Here is a 19,401-nt window from a genome sequence, read left to right as displayed (position 1 = left end):
TGGTGCAGCGTCCGAGCGGTCGTTATCGCGATTACATCGGCTGGTTGCAGCGTCAGGACGCGGCGGCCGCCGAGGCTTACTGGCAGGCCGCGCTGAATAAACTTGAGGAACCGACTCGACTGGCCGACGCCATCGCACGGCCGGGCAGCGCTTTGCCGAGCACGGGTTACGGCGATCATTTCCAGGTGCTGGACGCCGCTCTGACGGAGCGTCTGAGTGAGTTCGCCCGGGCCTCGAAAGTCACCGTCAACACCCTGGTGCAAGCCGCGTGGCTGTTGCTGCTGCAGCGCTACGCCGGCAAAGACTGTGTGGCGTTCGGCGCCACTGTCGCCGGGCGTCCGGCGGATCTGCCGGGGGCTGAACAGCAGATCGGCCTGTTCATCAATACCTTGCCGGTCATCGCCGCCCCGCGTGCGCAGCAGAGCCTGGCCAGTTGGTTGCAAGGCGTGCAGGCGCAAAACCTGGCACTGCGCGAATTCGAGCATACGCCGCTGGCGCAAATTCAGCGCTGGGCCGGGCAGGGTGGTGATGCGCTGTTCGACAGCCTGATGGTGTTCGAGAACTACCCGATTGCCGAGGCGCTGGAGCAGGGCGCGCCAGAAGGTCTGCGCTTCGGCCCGGTGGTCAATCACGAGCAGACCAACTATCCGATGACGCTGTTGGTGCACATGGGCGCTGAATTGTCGGTGCACTTCAGCTATCAGCGCGACAGCTTTGCGGCGACCGAGGTCACGCAGTTGGGCGCGCATCTGCAACGTCTGCTCAGTCAGATGATCAATGGAGGCGAGCGTTCACTCAGCGAACTGAAACTGATCGAGAGCTCGCCGTGCGTTGTCGCTGATTTCGTCACCGATCTGTGTATCCACCAGAGCATTGCCCGTCAGGTGGCGGCCATGCCAGACGCGCTGGCCGTGACCTTCGCCAGCACGCAACTGAGCTATGCCGAACTGGACGCACAGGCCAATCGTCTGGCGCACAAACTGGTTGAGCTCGGCGTCGGCCCGGAAGTACGCGTGGGTGTGGCGATGCCACGTTCCGAGCAATTGCTGGTTGCGCTGCTGGCAGTGCTCAAGGCCGGTGGCGCCTATGTGCCGCTGGACCCGGATTACCCGGCCGATCGTGTGGCCTACATGCTCGAAGACAGTCGTGCGCGGGTTCTGCTTACCGAGCAACGGTTGGCGGCGACGCTGAATGTGCCGGCCCAAACCCAGGTCCTGCTGCTCGATCAGGTTGTACTGGAAGGTTATCCGGCCCAAGCGCCACAGACCTCGGTGGCACCGGACAACCTCGCTTACGTGATCTACACCTCCGGCTCCACCGGCATGCCAAAAGGTGTGGCGATTGCTCATCGCAACGTCATGGCGTTGATCGACTGGTCGGCGCAGGTCTACAGCCGCGAAGATATTCAAGGCGTGCTGGCCTCGACCTCGGTGTGTTTCGACCTGTCGGTGTGGGAGCTGTTTGTGACCCTGGCCAATGGCGGCTCGCTGATCATCGCCCGCAACGCTTTGGAACTGCCGCAACTGCCGGCCCGCGATCAGGTGCGCCTGATCAACAGCGTGCCGTCGGCGATCGCCGCGCTGCAACGCGCCGGTCAGATTCCGCCGAGCGTCCGCATCATCAACCTGGCCGGTGAGCCGCTGAAACAAAGCCTGGTGGAAGCGCTGTATCAGCAGAGCGGCGTCGAGCATGTTTACGACCTGTACGGTCCATCGGAAGACACCACCTATTCGACCTGGACCCGCCGCCGTGCCGGTGGCCAGGCTCGCATCGGTCGGGTTCTCGGTCACAGCGCCAGCCATTTGCTCGATGCCGATCTGCACGCGGTGCCACAAGGCGTTTCGGCTGAGCTGTACCTGTCCGGTGCCGGCATCACTCGCGGTTATCTGGGGCGTGCGGCGATGACCGCCGAGCGGTTTGTGCCTGACCCGTTCGTCGCCAATGGTGAGCGCATGTATCGCACCGGCGACCTCATTCGCCAGCGCGAGGGCGGCGAACTGGAGTACATGGGACGCATCGACCATCAGGTGAAAATTCGTGGATTGCGCATCGAACTGGGGGAGATCGAGGCGCGATTGCTGGCCCAACCTGCGGTCACCGAAGCGGCGGTGCTGGCCGTCGAAAGTGCGAGCGGCGCGCAACTGGTGGCCTATGTGGTCGCCTCGCCACTGGATCTGTACGACGACCAGGCGCAGCGAGTGCTGCGCGACGGACTAAAGACTGGCCTCAAGTCTTCGTTACCTGACTACATGATTCCCGCGCACCTGCTGTTTCTTGAGCAGTTGCCGCTGACGCCCAACGGCAAACTCGACCGCAAGGCGCTACCAGCGGTGGATGCCAGCCAGATGCAGGCCGCGTATGTCGCGCCGCACAGTGAGCTTGAGCAGCAGGTCGCGGAGATCTGGCAGCAAGTGCTCGACGTCGAACGCATCGGTCTCAACGATCACTTCTTCGAACTGGGCGGGCACTCGCTGCTGGCGGTCAACGTGGTGTCGCGCATGGCCCTTGAACTGGGCCTGACGCTGACCCCGCAACTGTTATTCCAGCACCCCGTCCTGAGCGAGTTTGTCGCTCACCTCAATACAGGAGGCGGGGCAATCAACGAACAGAAACTGAGCAAGCTGGAAGCCCTGCTTGACGATATGGAGGAAGTCTGATGGACACGAGTGTTGCTTTGAGGATTGCCAAGCGCTTTATCACTCTGCCGCTGGACAAACGTAAGCTGTACCTGGAAAAGATGCTCGAAGAGGGCGTCTCTCCGGCCAACCTGCCGATTCCAGATACTCGCTCAAGCTTTGAAGCGATTCCGCTGTCCTACGCCCAGGAACGCCAGTTGTTCCTTTGGCAAATGGACCCGCACAGCACCGCGTATCACATCCCCAGCGCCTTGCGCCTCAAGGGCAAACTCGATATCGCCGCGCTTGAGCGCAGTTTCAATGCGCTGGTCGCACGGCACGAAAGCTTGCGCACCACCTTCGCCGAGCAGGGCGAAACCTTCTGCCAGGTGATTCATCCACAACTGCCGCTGAGCATCTCGTTGGCACCGTTGCAGTCGGGCCTCGACGCCGCTGGCACGGACGCCGCGATCAAGGCTTTCGTCGAAAACGAAACGACCCGACCGTTCAATCTGCAACAGGGCCCGCTGCTGCGCGTTTCTTTGCTCAAAGTTGCGGAAGATGACCACGTGCTGGCGCTGATCCAGCACCACATCATCTCCGATGGCTGGTCGATGCAAGTGCTGGTCGGCGAGCTGATCAAGCATTATGCCGCCGACACCAGCGGTCAGACGTTGAGCCTGCCGCCGCTGCCTGTGCAGTACGCCGATTATGCGATCTGGCAGCGCCACTGGCTGGAGGCGGGCGAGCGCGAGCGACAATTGGCGTACTGGATCGACACCCTCGGCGGTGAGCATCCGGTGCTGGAGTTGCCGATCGATCATCCGCGCCCGGCGGTGCAAAGCTTTCGCGGCGCGCGCCTCGATCTGCAAATGCCATCGGCCCTGGGTGATGCCCTCAAACAACTGGCCCAGCGCGAAGGCGCCAGCCTGTTCATGGTGCTGCTGGCTTCGTTCCAGGCCTTGCTGCACCGCTACAGCGGCCAGTCGCAGATTCGCGTTGGTGTGCCGACGGCCAACCGCAACCGGGTCGAAACCGAAGGCCTGATCGGCTTCTTCGTCAACACCCAGGTGCTGAATGCCGAGGTTCACGGGCAACTGCCGTTCAACCAGTTGCTGGCGCAAGTCAAGCAATCGGCCATGGCCGCGCAGGCCCATCAGGATCTGCCGTTCGAACAACTGATCGAAGCCCTGCAGCCCGAGCGAAGCCTGAGCCACAGCCCGGTGTTTCAGGTGATGTACAACCATCAGGCGGTCAACGACCAGACCCAGCGTCAGAGCCAGGTGCAACTGCCGCAACTGAGTGTCGAGGACATCGTCTGGGAGGGCCGTACTGCGCAGTTTGACCTGACGCTGGGCACCTACGAATCCAGTGAAGGGGTGGCGGCGGAACTGACTTACGCCACCGACCTGTTCAAGCCCGGAACCATCGAGCGTCTGGCTCGCCACTGGCTCAATCTGCTGCAGGGCATTGTCACCGCGCCGCACCAGCGCATTGGTGAATTGCCACTGCTGGAAAACACCGAACATCAAGGGCTGTTGCAGGATTGGCGCCGCGTAGTCGATCAGGCCGCGCCCGCGCCGTGTGTACATCAACGCATCGCCTTGCAGGCACAACAAACGCCTGAGGCCACGGCACTGATCGTCGGCGAGGAGGTGCTGACCTACGCTCAACTGGAGACTCGCGCCAACCCGCTTGCACACAAATTGATCGAGCTTGGCGTCGGCCCGGACCGACTGGTCGGTATCGCCGTCGAGCGCAGTGTGGAAATGATCGTGGGCCTGCTGGCGATCCTCAAGGCTGGCGGCACTTATGTACCGCTGGACCCGGCCTATCCGCAAGATCGCCTTGCCTACATGATCGAGGACAGTGGCCTGCAATTGCTGCTGACCCAATCGCATTTGCAGACGCAGTTGCCAATTCCTAAGGGACTGCAAACCCTGTTGCTGGACCAACCGCAGAACTGGCTGGCGGCCTATCCGACCAGCGCCCCGAATGTGGCGGTGACCGGCGAACACCTTGCCTACACGATCTACACCTCCGGTTCGACCGGCAAGCCGAAAGGCGTAATGGTGCGTCATACGGCCCTGAGCAATTTTGTCGCGAGCATGGTCGAGCAACCTGGCATCGTCGCGACTGATCGCATGCTTTCGCTGACCACGTTCTCGTTTGATATTTTCGGTCTGGAAATCTACGGCCCGCTGCTGGCCGGTGCCGCCGTGGTCTTGACTGGCAAAGACGTGCATCAGGACCCGCAAGCGGTGCTCGAACTGATCGCCCGCCACGCCGTGAGCATGCTGCAAGCCACGCCTTCGACCTGGCGCATGCTGCTGGACAACGAACACGCCGCTGCCCTCAACGGCCGCACCTTTCTGTGTGGCGGTGAAGCGCTGCCACAGGAGCTCGCGCAACGCATGCTCGCGCGCTCGCCGAAGGTCTGGAATCTCTATGGCCCGACCGAAACCACCATCTGGTCGGCGCTGCATCCGCTGAGTGTGGACAATAGCCGTCCGTTTCTCGGCAAGCCTATCGACAACACCGCACTGTATATCCTCGGCAGTGACCTGGAACTCAATCCGCTCGGCGCACCGGGTGAATTGCTGATCGGTGGCGATGGCCTGGCCCGGGGTTACTTCCAGCGTCCTGGGCTGACGGCCGAGCGTTTTGTGCCTGACCCGTTCTCGCGCACCGGCGAACGCGTATATCGCACCGGTGACCTGACCCGTTACCGCGCTGAAGGGGTGATCGAGTACATCGGGCGCATCGACCATCAAGTCAAAATCCGTGGTTTCCGGATCGAATTGGGCGAGATTGAAGCGCGCCTGCTGGCGCTCGACAGCGTGCGCGAAACCGTCGTCGTCGCTCAGGATGGCCCGACCGGCGCGCAACTGGTGGGCTATGTTGTGCCGTCGTCCAGCGCTGCGCTGAACGCTGAAGGCGAAGCCGATTTGCGCGCGGCGCTCAAGGCCAGCCTCAAGGCCGGGTTGCCGGAATACATGGTGCCGGCACATCTGCTGTTTCTCGCACAACTGCCATTGACCCCCAACGGCAAAGTCGACCGCAAGGCGTTGCCGGCGCCCGACGCCAGCCAGTTGCAAACGACCTACATTGCGCCGCAGACCGCCACCCAGCACACCGTCGCCGAGATCTGGCAAACGGTGTTGAAACTGGAGCAAGTGGGGCTGGGCGACAACTTCTTCGAACTCGGTGGCCATTCGCTGCTGGTAACTCAGGTCATATCGCGGGTACGTCAGGCTCTCAATGTGCAAGTGCCGCTGCGCACGCTCTTCGAACACAGCACGCTGGCAGATTTCGTCGCTGCCCTCGGGATCGAGCAGGCGCATCAGGAGCCGCCGATCGTCGCGCTGCCGCGCTCGCAACCGCTGACATTGTCCTACGCCCAGGAACGCCAATGGTTTCTCTGGCAACTGGAACCTACCAGCACTGCCTATCACGTACCGGCTGCCTTGCGCCTGCGTGGCGAACTGGACTTGCCGGCATTGCAGCGCAGCTTCGATGCGTTGATCGCCCGTCACGAATCACTGCGCACCTGTTTTGTCGAAGAGCAGGGCCAGACCCTGCAAGTGATCCAGGCTCAGGCGACGCTGGAACTTGCCGTCGAAGACATTGCTGGCGAGCTGGACGATTGCGCGCTGCAAGCGTTGGTCGCCGCCGAAACCCTGCACCTGTTCGACCTGCACAAAGGCCCGTTGCTGCGGGTCAAGCTGTTGCGAATGGCTGCTGATGACCACGCACTGATCATTACCTTGCACCACATCGTTTCCGATGGCTGGTCGATGGGCATCATGGTCGATGAACTGGTGGCGTTGTATGCCGCCTACAGCGCGGATAAAACTGCACAGTTGCCGGCATTGCCGGTGCAGTACGCCGACTACGCCGTGTGGCAACGGCAGTGGATGGATGCGGGTGAACGCGAGCGTCAACTGAACTACTGGACGGCGCAACTGGGCGACGGCGAACAGCCGTTGCTCGAATTGCCGACCGACCGTCCGCGCCCGTCGGAGCAGAGCTATCGCGGTGCGCGCCAGGACATTGCGCTCAGCGCGGAACTGGCCGCGGGTCTCAAGCACGTTGCACAACGCGAGAACGTCACCCTGTTTGCGCTGTTGCTGGCCTCTTTCCAGACCTTGCTGCATCGCTACAGCGGTCAGGCCGACATCCGGGTCGGCGTGCCGGTGGCCAACCGCAATAGGGTCGAGACCGAAGGTCTGATTGGCTTCTTCGTCAACACTCAGGTGCTCAAGGCCGAATTCGACAGCCAACAGACGTTCCGCAGCCTGCTGCAACAAGTGAAGCGCACTGTGCTCGACGCTCAGGCTCATCAGGACCTGCCATTCGAGCAATTGGTCGACGCCTTGCAGCCGGAACGCAGTCTGAGCCACAGCCCCTTGTTCCAGGTGCTGCATAACCACCAGAGTCAGGCGCGACAGGGTAGCGGTGCGACACGTCTGCCGCAGATCACTATCGAGGGCCTGAACTGGACCTCGCACACGGCGCAATTCGACCTGACGCTGGACACGTTCGAATCATCCGATAACGTCTGGGCCGAACTGACTTACGCCACTGACCTGTTCGACGCCACCACCTTGCAACGCCTGGCGCAGCACTGGACGAATCTGTTGCACGGCATCGTTGCCGATTGCTCCCGGCGCATTGCCGAGTTGCCGCTGCACGACAACGCCGAGCGTCAAACCACTCTGTTGCAATGGAACCCGGCCGTGGCCGACTTCCCGAGCGAAGCGTGCCTGCATCAACTGATCGAAGCGCAAGCCGAGCGCACCCCGCAAGCGATTGCCGTGACCTTTGCCGAGCAGACGCTGAACTATGGCGAACTCAACTGTCGCGCCAACCAATTGGCCCACAAGCTGATCGCCAGCGGTGTTGGCCCTGACGTGCGCGTCGGTCTGGCGGTGGAGCGCAGTCTGGAAATGCTGGTGGGTCTACTGGCCATTCTCAAGGCTGGCGGCGCCTATGTACCGCTCGATCCGAGCTATCCGCAAGATCGTCTGAGCTACATGATCGGCGACAGCGGCATCGAATTACTGTTGACGCAAAGTCATCTGCTGGAACATCTGCCGGTACCCGATTGCGTCCGCAGCCTGATGCTCGATCAGGAGCATGACGGCCTCGAAAGCTACAGCGACAACAACCCGCAAGTGTGCATGAGCGCGGACAACCTGGCTTACGTGATTTACACCTCCGGCTCGACCGGTCAACCGAAAGGTACTTTGCTCGCCCACCGCAACGTCTTGCGCTTGTTTGAAGGGACCGATTCCTGGTTCGATTTCGGCCCGCAGGATGTCTGGAGTCTGTTCCATTCCTACGCGTTCGACTTCTCGGTGTGGGAGATTTTCGGTGCGCTGCTGTACGGCGGCAAACTGGTGGTGGTGCCTTACGAGGTCAGCCGCTCGCCAGAAGATTTCCATGGGTTGTTGTGCCGCGAAGGCATCACCGTGCTCAACCAGACGCCGTCGGCGTTCAAGCAACTGATGCAAGTGGCCTGCGCCCCGGAACACGCGGCAGCGCAATCGTCCCTGCGTTACGTGGTGTTCGGCGGCGAGGCGCTGGAAGTCAAAAGCCTGCGCCCCTGGTTCGAGCGTTTTGGCGATCAGGCCCCGCAACTGATCAACATGTACGGCATCACCGAAACCACTGTGCACGTGACCTACCGTCCGTTGTCGATGGCTGATCTGTACCGTGACGCCAGCAGCCCGATCGGCGAGCCGATTCCGGACCTGTCGTGGTATCTGCTCGACGGCGATCTGAACCCGGTGGCCAAGGGTTGCATCGGTGAGTTGTACGTCGGGCGTGCCGGTCTGGCGCGGGGGTATCTTAACCGTCCTGACCTGACCGCGTTGCGCTTCATTGCTGATCCATTCGCCGCGGATGGCGGGCGTCTGTATCGCACGGGAGACCTGGCGCGTTATCGCGCCGATGGCGTGATCGAATACGTCGGTCGAATCGACCATCAGGTGAAGATCCGTGGCTTCCGTATCGAGTTGGGCGAAATCGAAGCGCAATTGCTCCAACAAGCCGCCGTGCGTCAGGCTGTGGTGCTGGCGCAACCTGGCCTTAGCGGTCAGCAACTGGTCGCCTGGCTGGTGCCGGACGACGTTACATTGCTTGAAGCCAGCCCTGCCGAACAGTCGCAGTGGCGCGACAAGGTGCGTGCTCAACTCAAGGAAAACCTGCCGGATCACATGATCCCGGCGCACCTGTTGCTGCTGGCGCAACTGCCGCTGACCGGCAACGGCAAACTCAACCGCAGCGCATTGCCGTCGCCGGATGCGAGTCAGGCGCAGCAGGCTTATCAGGCGCCGCGAAGCGAACTGGAACAACGTCTGGCCGCCATCTGGCAAGACGTGCTGAAACTGCCGCAAGTCGGTTTGAACGACAACTTCTTTGAGCTGGGCGGCGACTCGATCATTTCGATTCAAGTGGTCAGCCGTGCACGTCAGGCAGGTATTCGCCTCAATCCCAAAGACCTGTTCCAGCACCAGACCGTGCAGCGTCTGGCGCTGGTCGCACAATTGGGCATTGAGGAGTCGACGATCGATCAGCGAGCGGTGACTGGCGTAGCACAGCTATTGCCGATTCAGCAGCAGTTTTTCGAAGACCAGATCCCGGAACGTCACCACTGGAACCAGTCAGTGCTGCTCAAACCGCGTCAGACGCTGGACGCCGCCAAGGTCGAGCAAGTACTGCGCGCGCTGGTGGGGCATCACGACGCCTTGCGCCTGAGCTTCGTTGCGCACGACGGCCTGTGGCAGGCCAGGCATCGCGCGGTTGAAGACCCGCCGCACAATCTGCTTTGGCAAGAGGACGTCGCCGATGCCGCGGCGCTGGAAGCGTTGGGCAACCGCGCCCAGCGCAGCCTCGACCTGCAAAACGGGCCATTGCTGCGTGCGGTGTTGGCGACGCTGGCCGATGGCTCTCAGCGTTTGCAGTTGGTGATCCATCACTTGGTGGTGGACGGGGTGTCGTGGCGGATTCTGCTCGAAGATCTGCAAAATGCTTATCAGCAATTGCTCAACGATCAGCCACTCAACCTGCCGTCGAAAACCAGCGCCTTCAAGGACTGGAGCGAGCAATTGCAGGGTTACGCCAACAGCCCGGCGTTGCAGGCCGAACTGGCTTATTGGCAGGCCTGCCTGAGCCATGTCAGCGCTGATCTGCCGTGCAAGCGCGCCGACGCCAGCGAGCAAAATCGACTGGCGCAGACCGTCCAGACTCGTTTGAGTCCTGAGCTGACCCGACAACTGCTGCAAGAAGCGCCGGCGGCTTATCGCACTCAGGTCAACGACCTGTTGCTGACGGCACTGGCCCGCGTCATTGGCCGCTGGAGCGGGCAGGCTTCGACGCTGATTCAGCTTGAAGGCCATGGTCGCGAAGAACTGTTCGACGGTGTCGACCTGACCCGTACCGTCGGCTGGTTCACCAGCCTGTTCCCGGTGCGCCTGACCCCTGCGGCACTGCCGGGCGATTCGATCAAACAGATCAAGGAACAACTGCGCTCGATCCCGAACAAGGGCATTGGCTTCGGCGCGTTGCGTCACTTCGGTGATGCCCAGGCGCAAGACAGCTTGCGCGCCTTGCCGACTCCACGCATTACCTTCAACTACCTGGGTCAGTTCGACGGCAGTTTCGAAAGCGACGATGGCGCGCTGTTCGTCCCGTCGCCGGATAACGCCGGCCTCGATCAGAGCCCGGACGCGCCGTTGGGCAACTGGCTGACCCTTAACGGTCAGGTGTATGGCGGCGAACTGAGCATTGGCTGGACCTTCAGTAGCGAACGCTTCGACAGCGCGGTGATTGAAGCGCTGGCCGAAGATTACGCCCAGGAACTTGCGGCGTTGATCGGGCATTGCCTGACGCCGGGGGTGGAAGGGCTGACACCGTCGGACTTCCCGCTGGCGCGGCTGACTCAGGCTCAGCTCGACGGCTTGCCGACTTCGCCACATCTGGTCGATGACATCTATCCGTTGTCACCGATGCAGCAGGGCATTTTGTTCCACACCCTCTATGCGCAACAGTCGGGCGATTACATCAACCAGATGTGTGTTGCCGTGGATGGCTTGCAGGTCGAGCGATTCCGCGAGGCCTGGCAAGCGGCGATGGACAGCCATGAAGTGCTGCGCAGCGGTTTCGTCTGGGAGGGTGATCTGCCGTGCCCGCTGCAAGTGATTCACAAGGGATTGCAGGTGCCGTTCAGCGTGCTCGACTGGCGTGATCGCGGTGATTTGCCCCAGGCCCTGACGGATCTGGAACTTGCACAGCGCCAGCAGGGTTTTGACCTGCACGCGGCACCGTTGCTGCGTTTGGTGGTGGTGCGAGTGGCGGCCGAGCGTTATCAGCTGATTTACACCTCTCACCATATTTTGATGGATGGCTGGAGCAACTCGCAGTTGCTCGGCGAAGTCTTGCAGCGCTACCACGGTCAAGCGCCGGTGATGGGGGCCGGGCGTTATCGCGATTACATCGAATGGCTGGCGCGGCAGGATGCGCAGGTCACCGAAAACTTCTGGAAAGGCCAGTTGGCCGACTTCGAGACACCGACCTATCTGGCCGATTCCGTGGCACTCAGCGCTGACGCCACGGTCGCAGGACAGGGCGAGCATTTGCTCACACTGGACAGCGATGTGACCGCCGAACTCAACCGCTTCGCCCGTGCGCAAAAAGTCACGGTCAACACCCTGGTGCAAGCCGCGTGGCTGTTGCTGTTGCAGCGCTACACCGGGCAAGACACCGTTGCGTTCGGTGCCACCGTATCGGGTCGTCCGGCGCAGTTGAGTGGGGTCGAAGGCCAGATCGGTCTGTTCATCAACACCTTGCCGATCATCGCCAGCCCGCGCGCCGAGCAGTTGTTGCCGCAATGGTTGCAACAGGTGCAGGCGCAAAACCTGTTGCTGCGCGAGCAGGAACACACACCGCTGTTCGACATTCAACGCTGGGCCGGGCAGAGCGGGGAGGCGTTGTTCGACAACATTCTGGTGTTCGAGAACTACCCGATTGCCGAAGCCTTGCAGCAAGCCGCGTCGGACGACCTGCGCTTTGGCGATGTCGAGCGTCATGAGCAGACCAACTATGCGCTGACGTTGATGGTCAACCTGGATGAGCAGTTGACCGTGCACTTCAGCTATCAGCACGCAAGCTTCGCCGCCGACACGGTGATCAAACTGTCGACGCAGTTGCAACAACTCCTGACCGATATGAGCGCCAGTGCTGATCGTTGTGTGGGTGAATGGAAGCTGCTGAGTGCGGCTGACGAGCAAACCATCCTGCGTGACTGGAATCCCGTCGCCGACAACGCCCTTGAGGCGGTGTGCATTCATCAGGCGATCGAGCGTCAGGTCGCAGCCCAGCCGGACGCGTGGGCGGTGACGTTCGGTCATCAGGCATTTACCTATGCCGAGATCGATACCCGGGCCAATCGCCTGGCTCACCGTTTGATCGGTTGCGGCGTTGCCGCGGAAATGCGGGTCGGCGTTGCCATGCAACGTTCCGACAGCCTGTTGGTGGCTCTGTTGGCGGTGCTCAAGGCCGGCGGCACCTACGTGCCTCTGGACCCGGATTACCCGGCGGACCGGGTCGCCTATATGCTCGAAGACAGCCGCGCCCGCGTGCTGCTGACAGAGACCGACGTCGCCGCCACCTTGACGATCAGCCGCGATACGCAAGTGTTGCTTGTGGATCAACTGGAGCTGTCGGCCTATAGCGCGGTTGCGCCTGTTACCGATGTGGGAATGAACAATCTTGCCTACGTGATTTACACCTCCGGTTCCACCGGCAAACCCAAGGGCGTATCGATCACCCATCGCAACGTGATGGCGCTGAGCGACTGGTCGAAGAACGTCTACAGTCGCGAAGACATTCAAGGCGTCCTCGCTTCGACCTCGGTGTGTTTCGACCTGTCGGTGTGGGAGCTGTTTGTCACCCTGGCCAATGGCGGCTCATTGATCATTGCGCGTAATGCGCTCGAACTCCCACAGTTGCCGGCGCGCAACCAGGTGCGCCTGATCAATACCGTGCCATCGGCGATCAATGCATTACAGGACGCCGGCGACATTCCTGACGGTGTAAGGATCGTCAACCTGTGCGGTGAAGCGCTGAAGCAGAACCTGGTGGACGCGCTGTACCGGCAGGAAACCATTGTCGATGTCATCGATCTGTACGGCCCGTCGGAAGACACCGTTTACTCGACCTGGACCCGTCGAGAAGCCGGCGGCACGGCGAATATCGGTCGGCCGATGATCCGCACCGCCAGCTATGTGCTGGGCGGCGATCTGCAACCGGCGCCGTTGGGCGTGTCGGCCGAGTTGTACCTCGCCGGTGCCGGCCTCAGCCGTGGCTATCTGGGCCGGGCGGCGATGACCGCCGAGAAATTCGTGCCCAACCCGTTCGCTGGCAATGGCGAGCGCATGTACCGCACCGGCGACCTGACCCGTTATCGGGCGGACGGCGCCTTGCAGTACGTCGGGCGTATCGATCATCAGGTCAAGGTGCGCGGATTCCGTATCGAACTGGGCGAAATCGAAACCCGCCTGTTGCAGATCCCGAGCGTGAGTCAGGCACTGGTGGTGGCGCAACCGATCGCCTCCAGTCATCAGCTTGTGGCGTACGTGGTGGTCGATGAGGCGGCAGCAGCAAGCGCGGATGCGCTGAAGTCGCGACTCAAGGAGCACCTGCCGGATTACATGATCCCGGCGCACGTGCTGTTCCTCGCCAGTCTGCCGCTGACACCGAACGGCAAAGTTGATCGCAAGGCCTTGCCGAGCGTCGACGCCTTGGTCTCGTCGGAGGATTTTGTCGCCCCGGTCGGTGCGCTGGAACAACAAATTGCAGCGATCTGGCAGGGCGTGCTGGCACTCGATCAGGTCAGTCGCGAGGACCACTTCTTCGAGTTGGGCGGGCACTCGCTGCTCGCCACGCAAGCGGTGTCGCGCCTGCGCAAACTGACCAGCGGGACGTTGGGGCTGCGTGACCTGTTCAATCATCCGCGCCTCAAGGATCTGGCAGCGTGGATGGCTCAGGAGCAAACGCCGACCGAGGACGGTTCGGTCAGTCAGTCCGTTCCGCTAAAGGCCTGGGGTAGCAAGTCGACGGCGCCGTTGTCGTTGGTGCAACGCCGCTTGTGGGTCGCTGAGCAGTTGTCCGGTGGCAGTTCCGCGTATGGCATGCCGCTGGCCTTGCGCTTGCGTGGTGAGCTGTCGGTTGAACGCTTCGTCAGCAGCTTCGCCGAAGTGGTGCGCCGCCATGAAGTGCTGCGCACGGCATATTCCCAGGACGATGAAGGTGATCCGATCGCATTAATCTGCGCGCAGGTAGAGGTCGACTTCCCGGTACTTGATTTGTCCGTTTTGTCGCGCAGTGCCCAGGAAGAACACGTCGCGCAAGCGGCGCTGGATAACGCACGCACACCGATCGATCTGCAACAGGCGCCGTTGTGGCGTGGGCGCATTCTGCATCTGTCGGCCACCGAGCATGTGTTGCTGTTCTCGATGCATCACATCATCTCTGACGGTTGGTCGATGGGCGTGCTGGTCAATGAGTTGGTGCAGATCTATGAGTTGAGCAAGGCGGGGGATGCCACGCCGTTGCCGGCGCTGGAAGTGCAGTATTCCGACTTCGCCTTGTGGCAACAGGAACTGGAGCGCAAAGGGATTCTTGGTCAGCAGGCGGCTTACTGGAAAGACGCGCTCGACGGTTACAGCGGGCAGCTCAACCTGCCACTGGACACGCCGCGCGGGGCAGTTGCCTCATACGACGGTGACGCCGTGCAGTTCCATCTGCCGGGGGCTTTGAGCCAGGCTTTGCGCAAGCTCTCCACCGAGGCCGGCGTGACGTTGTACAGCACGCTGCTGGCGTCGTTCCAGGTGTTGCTGCACCGCTTCGGCAATGGCGCCGATGTGGTGGTCGGTGCCGACGTAGCCGGGCGCGAGCAATCGGAGCTGGAGCGGTTGATCGGGTTCTTCGTCAACGTGCTGCCGCTGCGTTCACGCTTCGACGCGGCGGCGACGTTTGCCACGTTCCTCACCCGCACCCAGGACAATCTGCTCGGCGCGCTGGAGCATCAGGACCTGCCGCTGGACATGATCATCGACACCTCGGGCGTGCCACGGCACAAGGGCATGAACCCGCTGGTGCAGGTGTTGTTCGTGATGAACAACCTGCCGGGCCGCACTCAGTCCATGGGTGGTTTGAGCGTCGAGCCGCTGGCGGCATTGCAGACCCATTCTAAATTCGACATGGCATTGTTCGTTGACGAAGAAGAAGGGCAATTGCTGGGCAATTGGCAATTCGCCACAACCTTGTTCGGACACGAGCGCATTCAGTACCTGGTGAAGGCCTGGATAGCTCTGTTGGAACAGATCGTCGCTGATCAGGACATTCAATTGGGAGCTATCAGCATGCCAGTCGACAACTTAGCCGTGGCCGCCAGGCCGGCTGCGCCCGGGCCCAAGGCCGATAAGCTCGGCAAGTTTCTCAAACGCGGCGCCGCGCCGGTGGCCAAGGTTCGCCCGGCGCCGGTCCGTGAATCGCTGATCGCCGCGCCGCAGCCGTTTCCGCTGCTGATGGAGCCGAACGAGCCGCAACTGGACTTGATCGAGTGGATCAAGAACAACCGCCCGCTGATCGAAGAGAAGCTTGCTACTCACGCCGGCATTTTGTTCCGCGGTTTTGAGCTCGACGGCATTCAGGGTTTTGAGGCGTTCGCCGAAGCGATTCAACCGGGCCTGTACGGCCAGTACGGCGACCTGCCGAAGAAGGAGGGCGGCAAGAACACCTACCGCTCTACGCCGTACCCGGAACGCAAGATGATTCTGTTCCACAACGAGAGCTCCCATCAGGATCGCTGGCCGCGCAAGCAGATGTTTTATTGCGAGCAGGCCGCGCCGGTGGGCGGCGCGACGCCGGTGGTGGACTGCCGTCTGATGTACGAAAAAATGCCGGCGGACCTGCGTGACAAATTTGAGGCTAAGGGCCTGCTTTACGTGCGCACCTTCACCGACAACCTCGACGTGTCGTGGCAGCACTTCTTCAAGACCGAAGACCGTGCTGAAGTCGAGGCCCGTTGCCGGGCTGGCGGTATCGAGTGGCGCTGGCTCGACAACAACGAACTGCAAACCCGCACCCCGGGGCCGGCCGTGATCCGTCACCCGATCACCGGCGCCAAGTCGTTCTTCAATCAGGTGCAGTTGCACCACATCTACTGGCTGGAGCCGGATGTGCGTGAAGACCTGTTGTCGATGTTCGGCGCCGAACGCATGCCGCGTCACGTGTATTACGGCGACGGCACACCGATTGAAGACGAGGTGATGCAGCGCATCGGCGATTTATACGAAGCGTGCGCCGTGCGTTTCGACTGGCAAAAAGGCGATGCGATTCTGCTCGACAACATGCTGGTGGCTCACGCTCGTGATCCGTTCGAGGGCCCGCGCAAAATTGTCGTGGCCATGGGCGACATGTATGACCACAGCAGCCTGAAGCCCGGGCAAACCGTGCGCGGCGCATTGAACACCGAGGAAAGCGGAGCATGAACGAGGTCATGATGGATGCACAGGATCCGGGTTTCGCCCTGACGCCTGAGCAACAGGCGCTGCTGGAGCAGCTGTCGAACACGGCGACCTGTGGCGAGGCGTTGCGTTGGTTGAGCGTGATCATCGAGGGCGACCTCGATCCGCAGCGCTTGCAGGCCGCGTTCGATTCGCTGCTGGCGCAACAGCCGATGCTGCTGGCGCGGCTGGGTAAAGTCGCCGGTTTCCATGGCTTGCGCCAAGCTGCCTCGGGCGTCGGACGCTTTCCGTTGACGATTCGGGCGGGCGAGCAGCGTGCCGAGGAAATCCAGGCGCAGATCGGTGAGTCGATGGGCCGCGCGTTTGTCATTGGCGAATCGGCAAGCGTCGAGGCTGTGCTTTATCGGCTGGCGCCGCAGCAATGGCAGCTGTTGCTGGGTGTCGCGCGTTACAGCGCCGATGCGTTATCGCTGAATCTGCTGATTGAGCAAGTACAGCATGCGTACACCGGCGACCAGACTGAGGACGACGAGGCGCCGGGCGAGTTTGCGCAGTACCTGGAATGGCGCAGTGAAGTGGTGCTCGATGAAGACGCCGGCACTGCCCGTGCGTATTGGCAGCAGCAGTTGCAAGGTGTGCAGGCGGACATCGCCACGCCATGGCTGGCCGCACGCAGCACAAGTGTTGAAAGGACCGCGGCCGACACGCACCTGTCGTTATCGCTGCAACCGACGCAGCTCCAAGCCCTGAAGGCCTTGGCCGAACAACTCGGTCAGCCCGTTGCCACGCTGCTGCAAGGCGCGTGGTGGCTGTTGCTGGGACGGTTGAGCGGACTTGAACAGGTATTGGTCGGTGTGCGCCATGACAGTCGCATCGACTATGAATACTTCGCGAATGCCGTGGGTGTGTTCGAGAAAACCTTGCCGCTGTCTGTGGCGTTGCCTGCCAGCGCCCGGTTCAGCGATTGGCTGGTAGAACTGGCGGCGCGTCTTGACGAACAGCGTACCTGGCAAGAGTACTGGACAGCGGAGCTTGCACCCGACGCGGCGCGCCCGGCTTACGGGTTTTCCCTGGCTCAGGTTGGCCGGATCGACAGCCGCGGCGGTTTGCGCTGGTCGCCATCCGCAGCTGTACCTGTGCAGCCGGATGCCTTCGAGTTGCTGTTACAGGTGCAACTGAACGATGCGCAGCAACTGGCCGCGGTGGAGTTGCTCTACGCCAGCTCGCGTTATTCACCGGCGACGGCCAGCGTCGTGCGGGAACAGTTCGGCGAGTTGCTCGACTCGATCATTGCCGCACCGGACACCGCCTTGGCGCAGCTCAGCCTGCTCGGTCGCGCCGAAGAGCAGCGGTTGCTGGCAATCAATCCGTCGATGCAGACCTTGGCTGACAGCCGTTACCTGCCGCAGCGCATCGCTGATTGGGCGACCCGCACACCCGATGCAGTTGCGTTGACTGACACGCGAGAGCAGTTGAGCTACGGTCAGTTGCAAGTTCGGGTCGACAACGTCGCGCAGGGCCTCAAGGCACTAGGGCTGGGTGAGGGTTCGATTGTCGCGCTGGCGTTTCCGCGCTCGGCGGATCTGGTGATTGCCATGTTGGCGAGCTGGCGCATCGGTGCGGCTTATCTGCCGCTGGACGTGCACTGGCCGCAGGCACGTCAGGCATTGATGCTGGAACAGGCCGGCGCTGCTCTGCTGCTGACCGATGCAACGCACCTGCCGGCCTGGCAGAATCAAGTGCACAAGGCGCTGACGCTGGCTGAAGTCGGTCAGTCGGCTGCACCGTTGCCGGCAATTGCCACCAGCGGCAACGACATCGCGTATGTGCTGTTTACTTCAGGCTCCACGGGCATGCCAAAAGGCGTGGTGATCGAACACCGGCAACTGCTCAACTATACGGCTCAAGCCAGTCAGGCGCTGGGGCTGGATCAGTGCAAAAACGTCGGTTTCAGTTCAACGGTGGCAGCGGATCTGGGCAACACGGCGTTGTTCGGTGCGTTGTTCAACGGTGCAACCCTGCATGTCGCCAGCGACGAGCAGATGCAGGACGGCGCGTTGTTCGCCGAGTATCTGCAACAACGGCAGATCGATTGCCTGAAGATCGTGCCGTCGCACCTCGCCGCGCTGCTCGACAGCGAGCGGTCGAGCCTGCCTCGCACGCTGGTGCTGGGTGGCGAGCCGATTGCGCCGACGCTGATCGAACGCATTGCGCGCTTGCGCAACGACTGCCGCGTGTTCAACCACTACGGCCCGACCGAGGCCACGGTCGGCGTCATGATTCATCCGTTGGATCTGCATGGCTCGGCCATCGATAGTTCGGCGTTGACGCAAGTGCTGGGCAATAACCAGGTTTACGTGCTGGACGCTGAGTTGCGTCTGGCGCCGGCAGGTGTGCTGGGCGAGTTGTATCTGGGCGGCGCGCAGCTGTGCCGTGGCTATTTGAATGTCGAGGCGGATGAGCAGACGTTTATCCAGAGCCCGTTTGATCCGGCACAACGTCTGTACCGCTCTGGCGACCTCGCGCGTTATCGCGCAGACGGCGCGATCCAGTTGCACGGTCGACGTGATCAGCAAGTCAAAGTGCGCGGTTTCCGCATTGAGCTGACGGAGATTGAAGCTGAGCTTCTGCGCCTGCCGCAGGTTGCCGAAGCCTTGGTGCTGCCGGCCGCCTCGGCGGAGCAGGGATTGTTGGCCTTCGTCGTGGCGCAGCAGGGAATGTCGGCGGGCTTGCTGGACGCCGCGCGAGCAGAACTGGGTGCGCGTCTGCCGAGTGTGATGGTGCCGCAGCACCTGCAATTGATCGAGCGTTTCCCACGATTGGCCAACGGCAAGATTGACCGCAAGTCGTTGCAGCAATTGGCGGGAGCGGCGGCAGATGACGAATATGCCGCACCGCGCGACGCACTGGAGCAATTGCTTGCAACCCGCATGGCGCAGTTGCTCGGGCTTGAACGCCTGGGCATCGACCGCGACTTTTTTGCCGCCGGTGGCCATTCGTTGCTGGTGATCAAACTGGTGGCCGGGATTCGCAAATTGTTGCAGTGCGAAGTTCATCCGGGGCTGGTTTTCGATCATCCGACCGTGGCGTCTTTGGCGTTGGCCTTGCGGGCCGTGGAAAGCGCTCCGGGGCAGTTGGAGAAGATCGCCCAGGTGCGCCTGCGCATGGATGCGATGAGTCCCGAGGAAAAGGCTCGTCTGGCCGAGCAGGCTCGCCAGCTACAAGCCGCCAAGGCTGCGCAAACAAGCTGA

General features: G+C 61.8%; 3 protein-coding genes (1 of these 3 running past the window's edge). All 3 read left to right on the top strand.

The annotated features are described in order from the left end of the window. Tightly spaced (each overlapping or abutting the next), the 3 genes in view from AB4P92_RS05855 to AB4P92_RS05845 form a layout consistent with a single transcriptional unit that may run on beyond the window. Positions 1–2,657: the final stretch of a non-ribosomal peptide synthase/polyketide synthase gene (locus tag AB4P92_RS05855; RefSeq protein ID WP_395599089.1), read on the top strand. The gene continues 9,757 nt to the left of window position 1, outside the view; only the last 2,657 of its 12,414 coding nucleotides appear in the window; the start codon falls outside the window, past its left edge; the stop codon is at positions 2,655–2,657. Beyond that, positions 2,657–16,174: a non-ribosomal peptide synthase/polyketide synthase gene (locus AB4P92_RS05850; RefSeq protein ID WP_395599088.1), complete on the top strand. Its 13,518-nt coding sequence runs from the start codon at positions 2,657–2,659 to the stop codon at positions 16,172–16,174. Before AB4P92_RS05855 ends, AB4P92_RS05850 begins: the two co-directional genes overlap by 1 nt. Next, positions 16,171–19,401 (top strand): amino acid adenylation domain-containing protein, encoded by a 3,231-nt coding sequence (locus AB4P92_RS05845; RefSeq protein WP_395599087.1) that lies wholly within the window; start codon positions 16,171–16,173, stop codon positions 19,399–19,401. Before AB4P92_RS05850 ends, AB4P92_RS05845 begins: the two co-directional genes overlap by 4 nt.

Source organism: Pseudomonas sp. A0308, assembly GCF_044218815.1.
Lineage (GTDB): Bacteria > Pseudomonadota > Gammaproteobacteria > Pseudomonadales > Pseudomonadaceae > Aquipseudomonas > Aquipseudomonas iridis.
The sequence above is the reverse complement of the archived record's forward strand: the minus strand, read 5'-3'. Positions and strand labels throughout refer to the sequence as shown.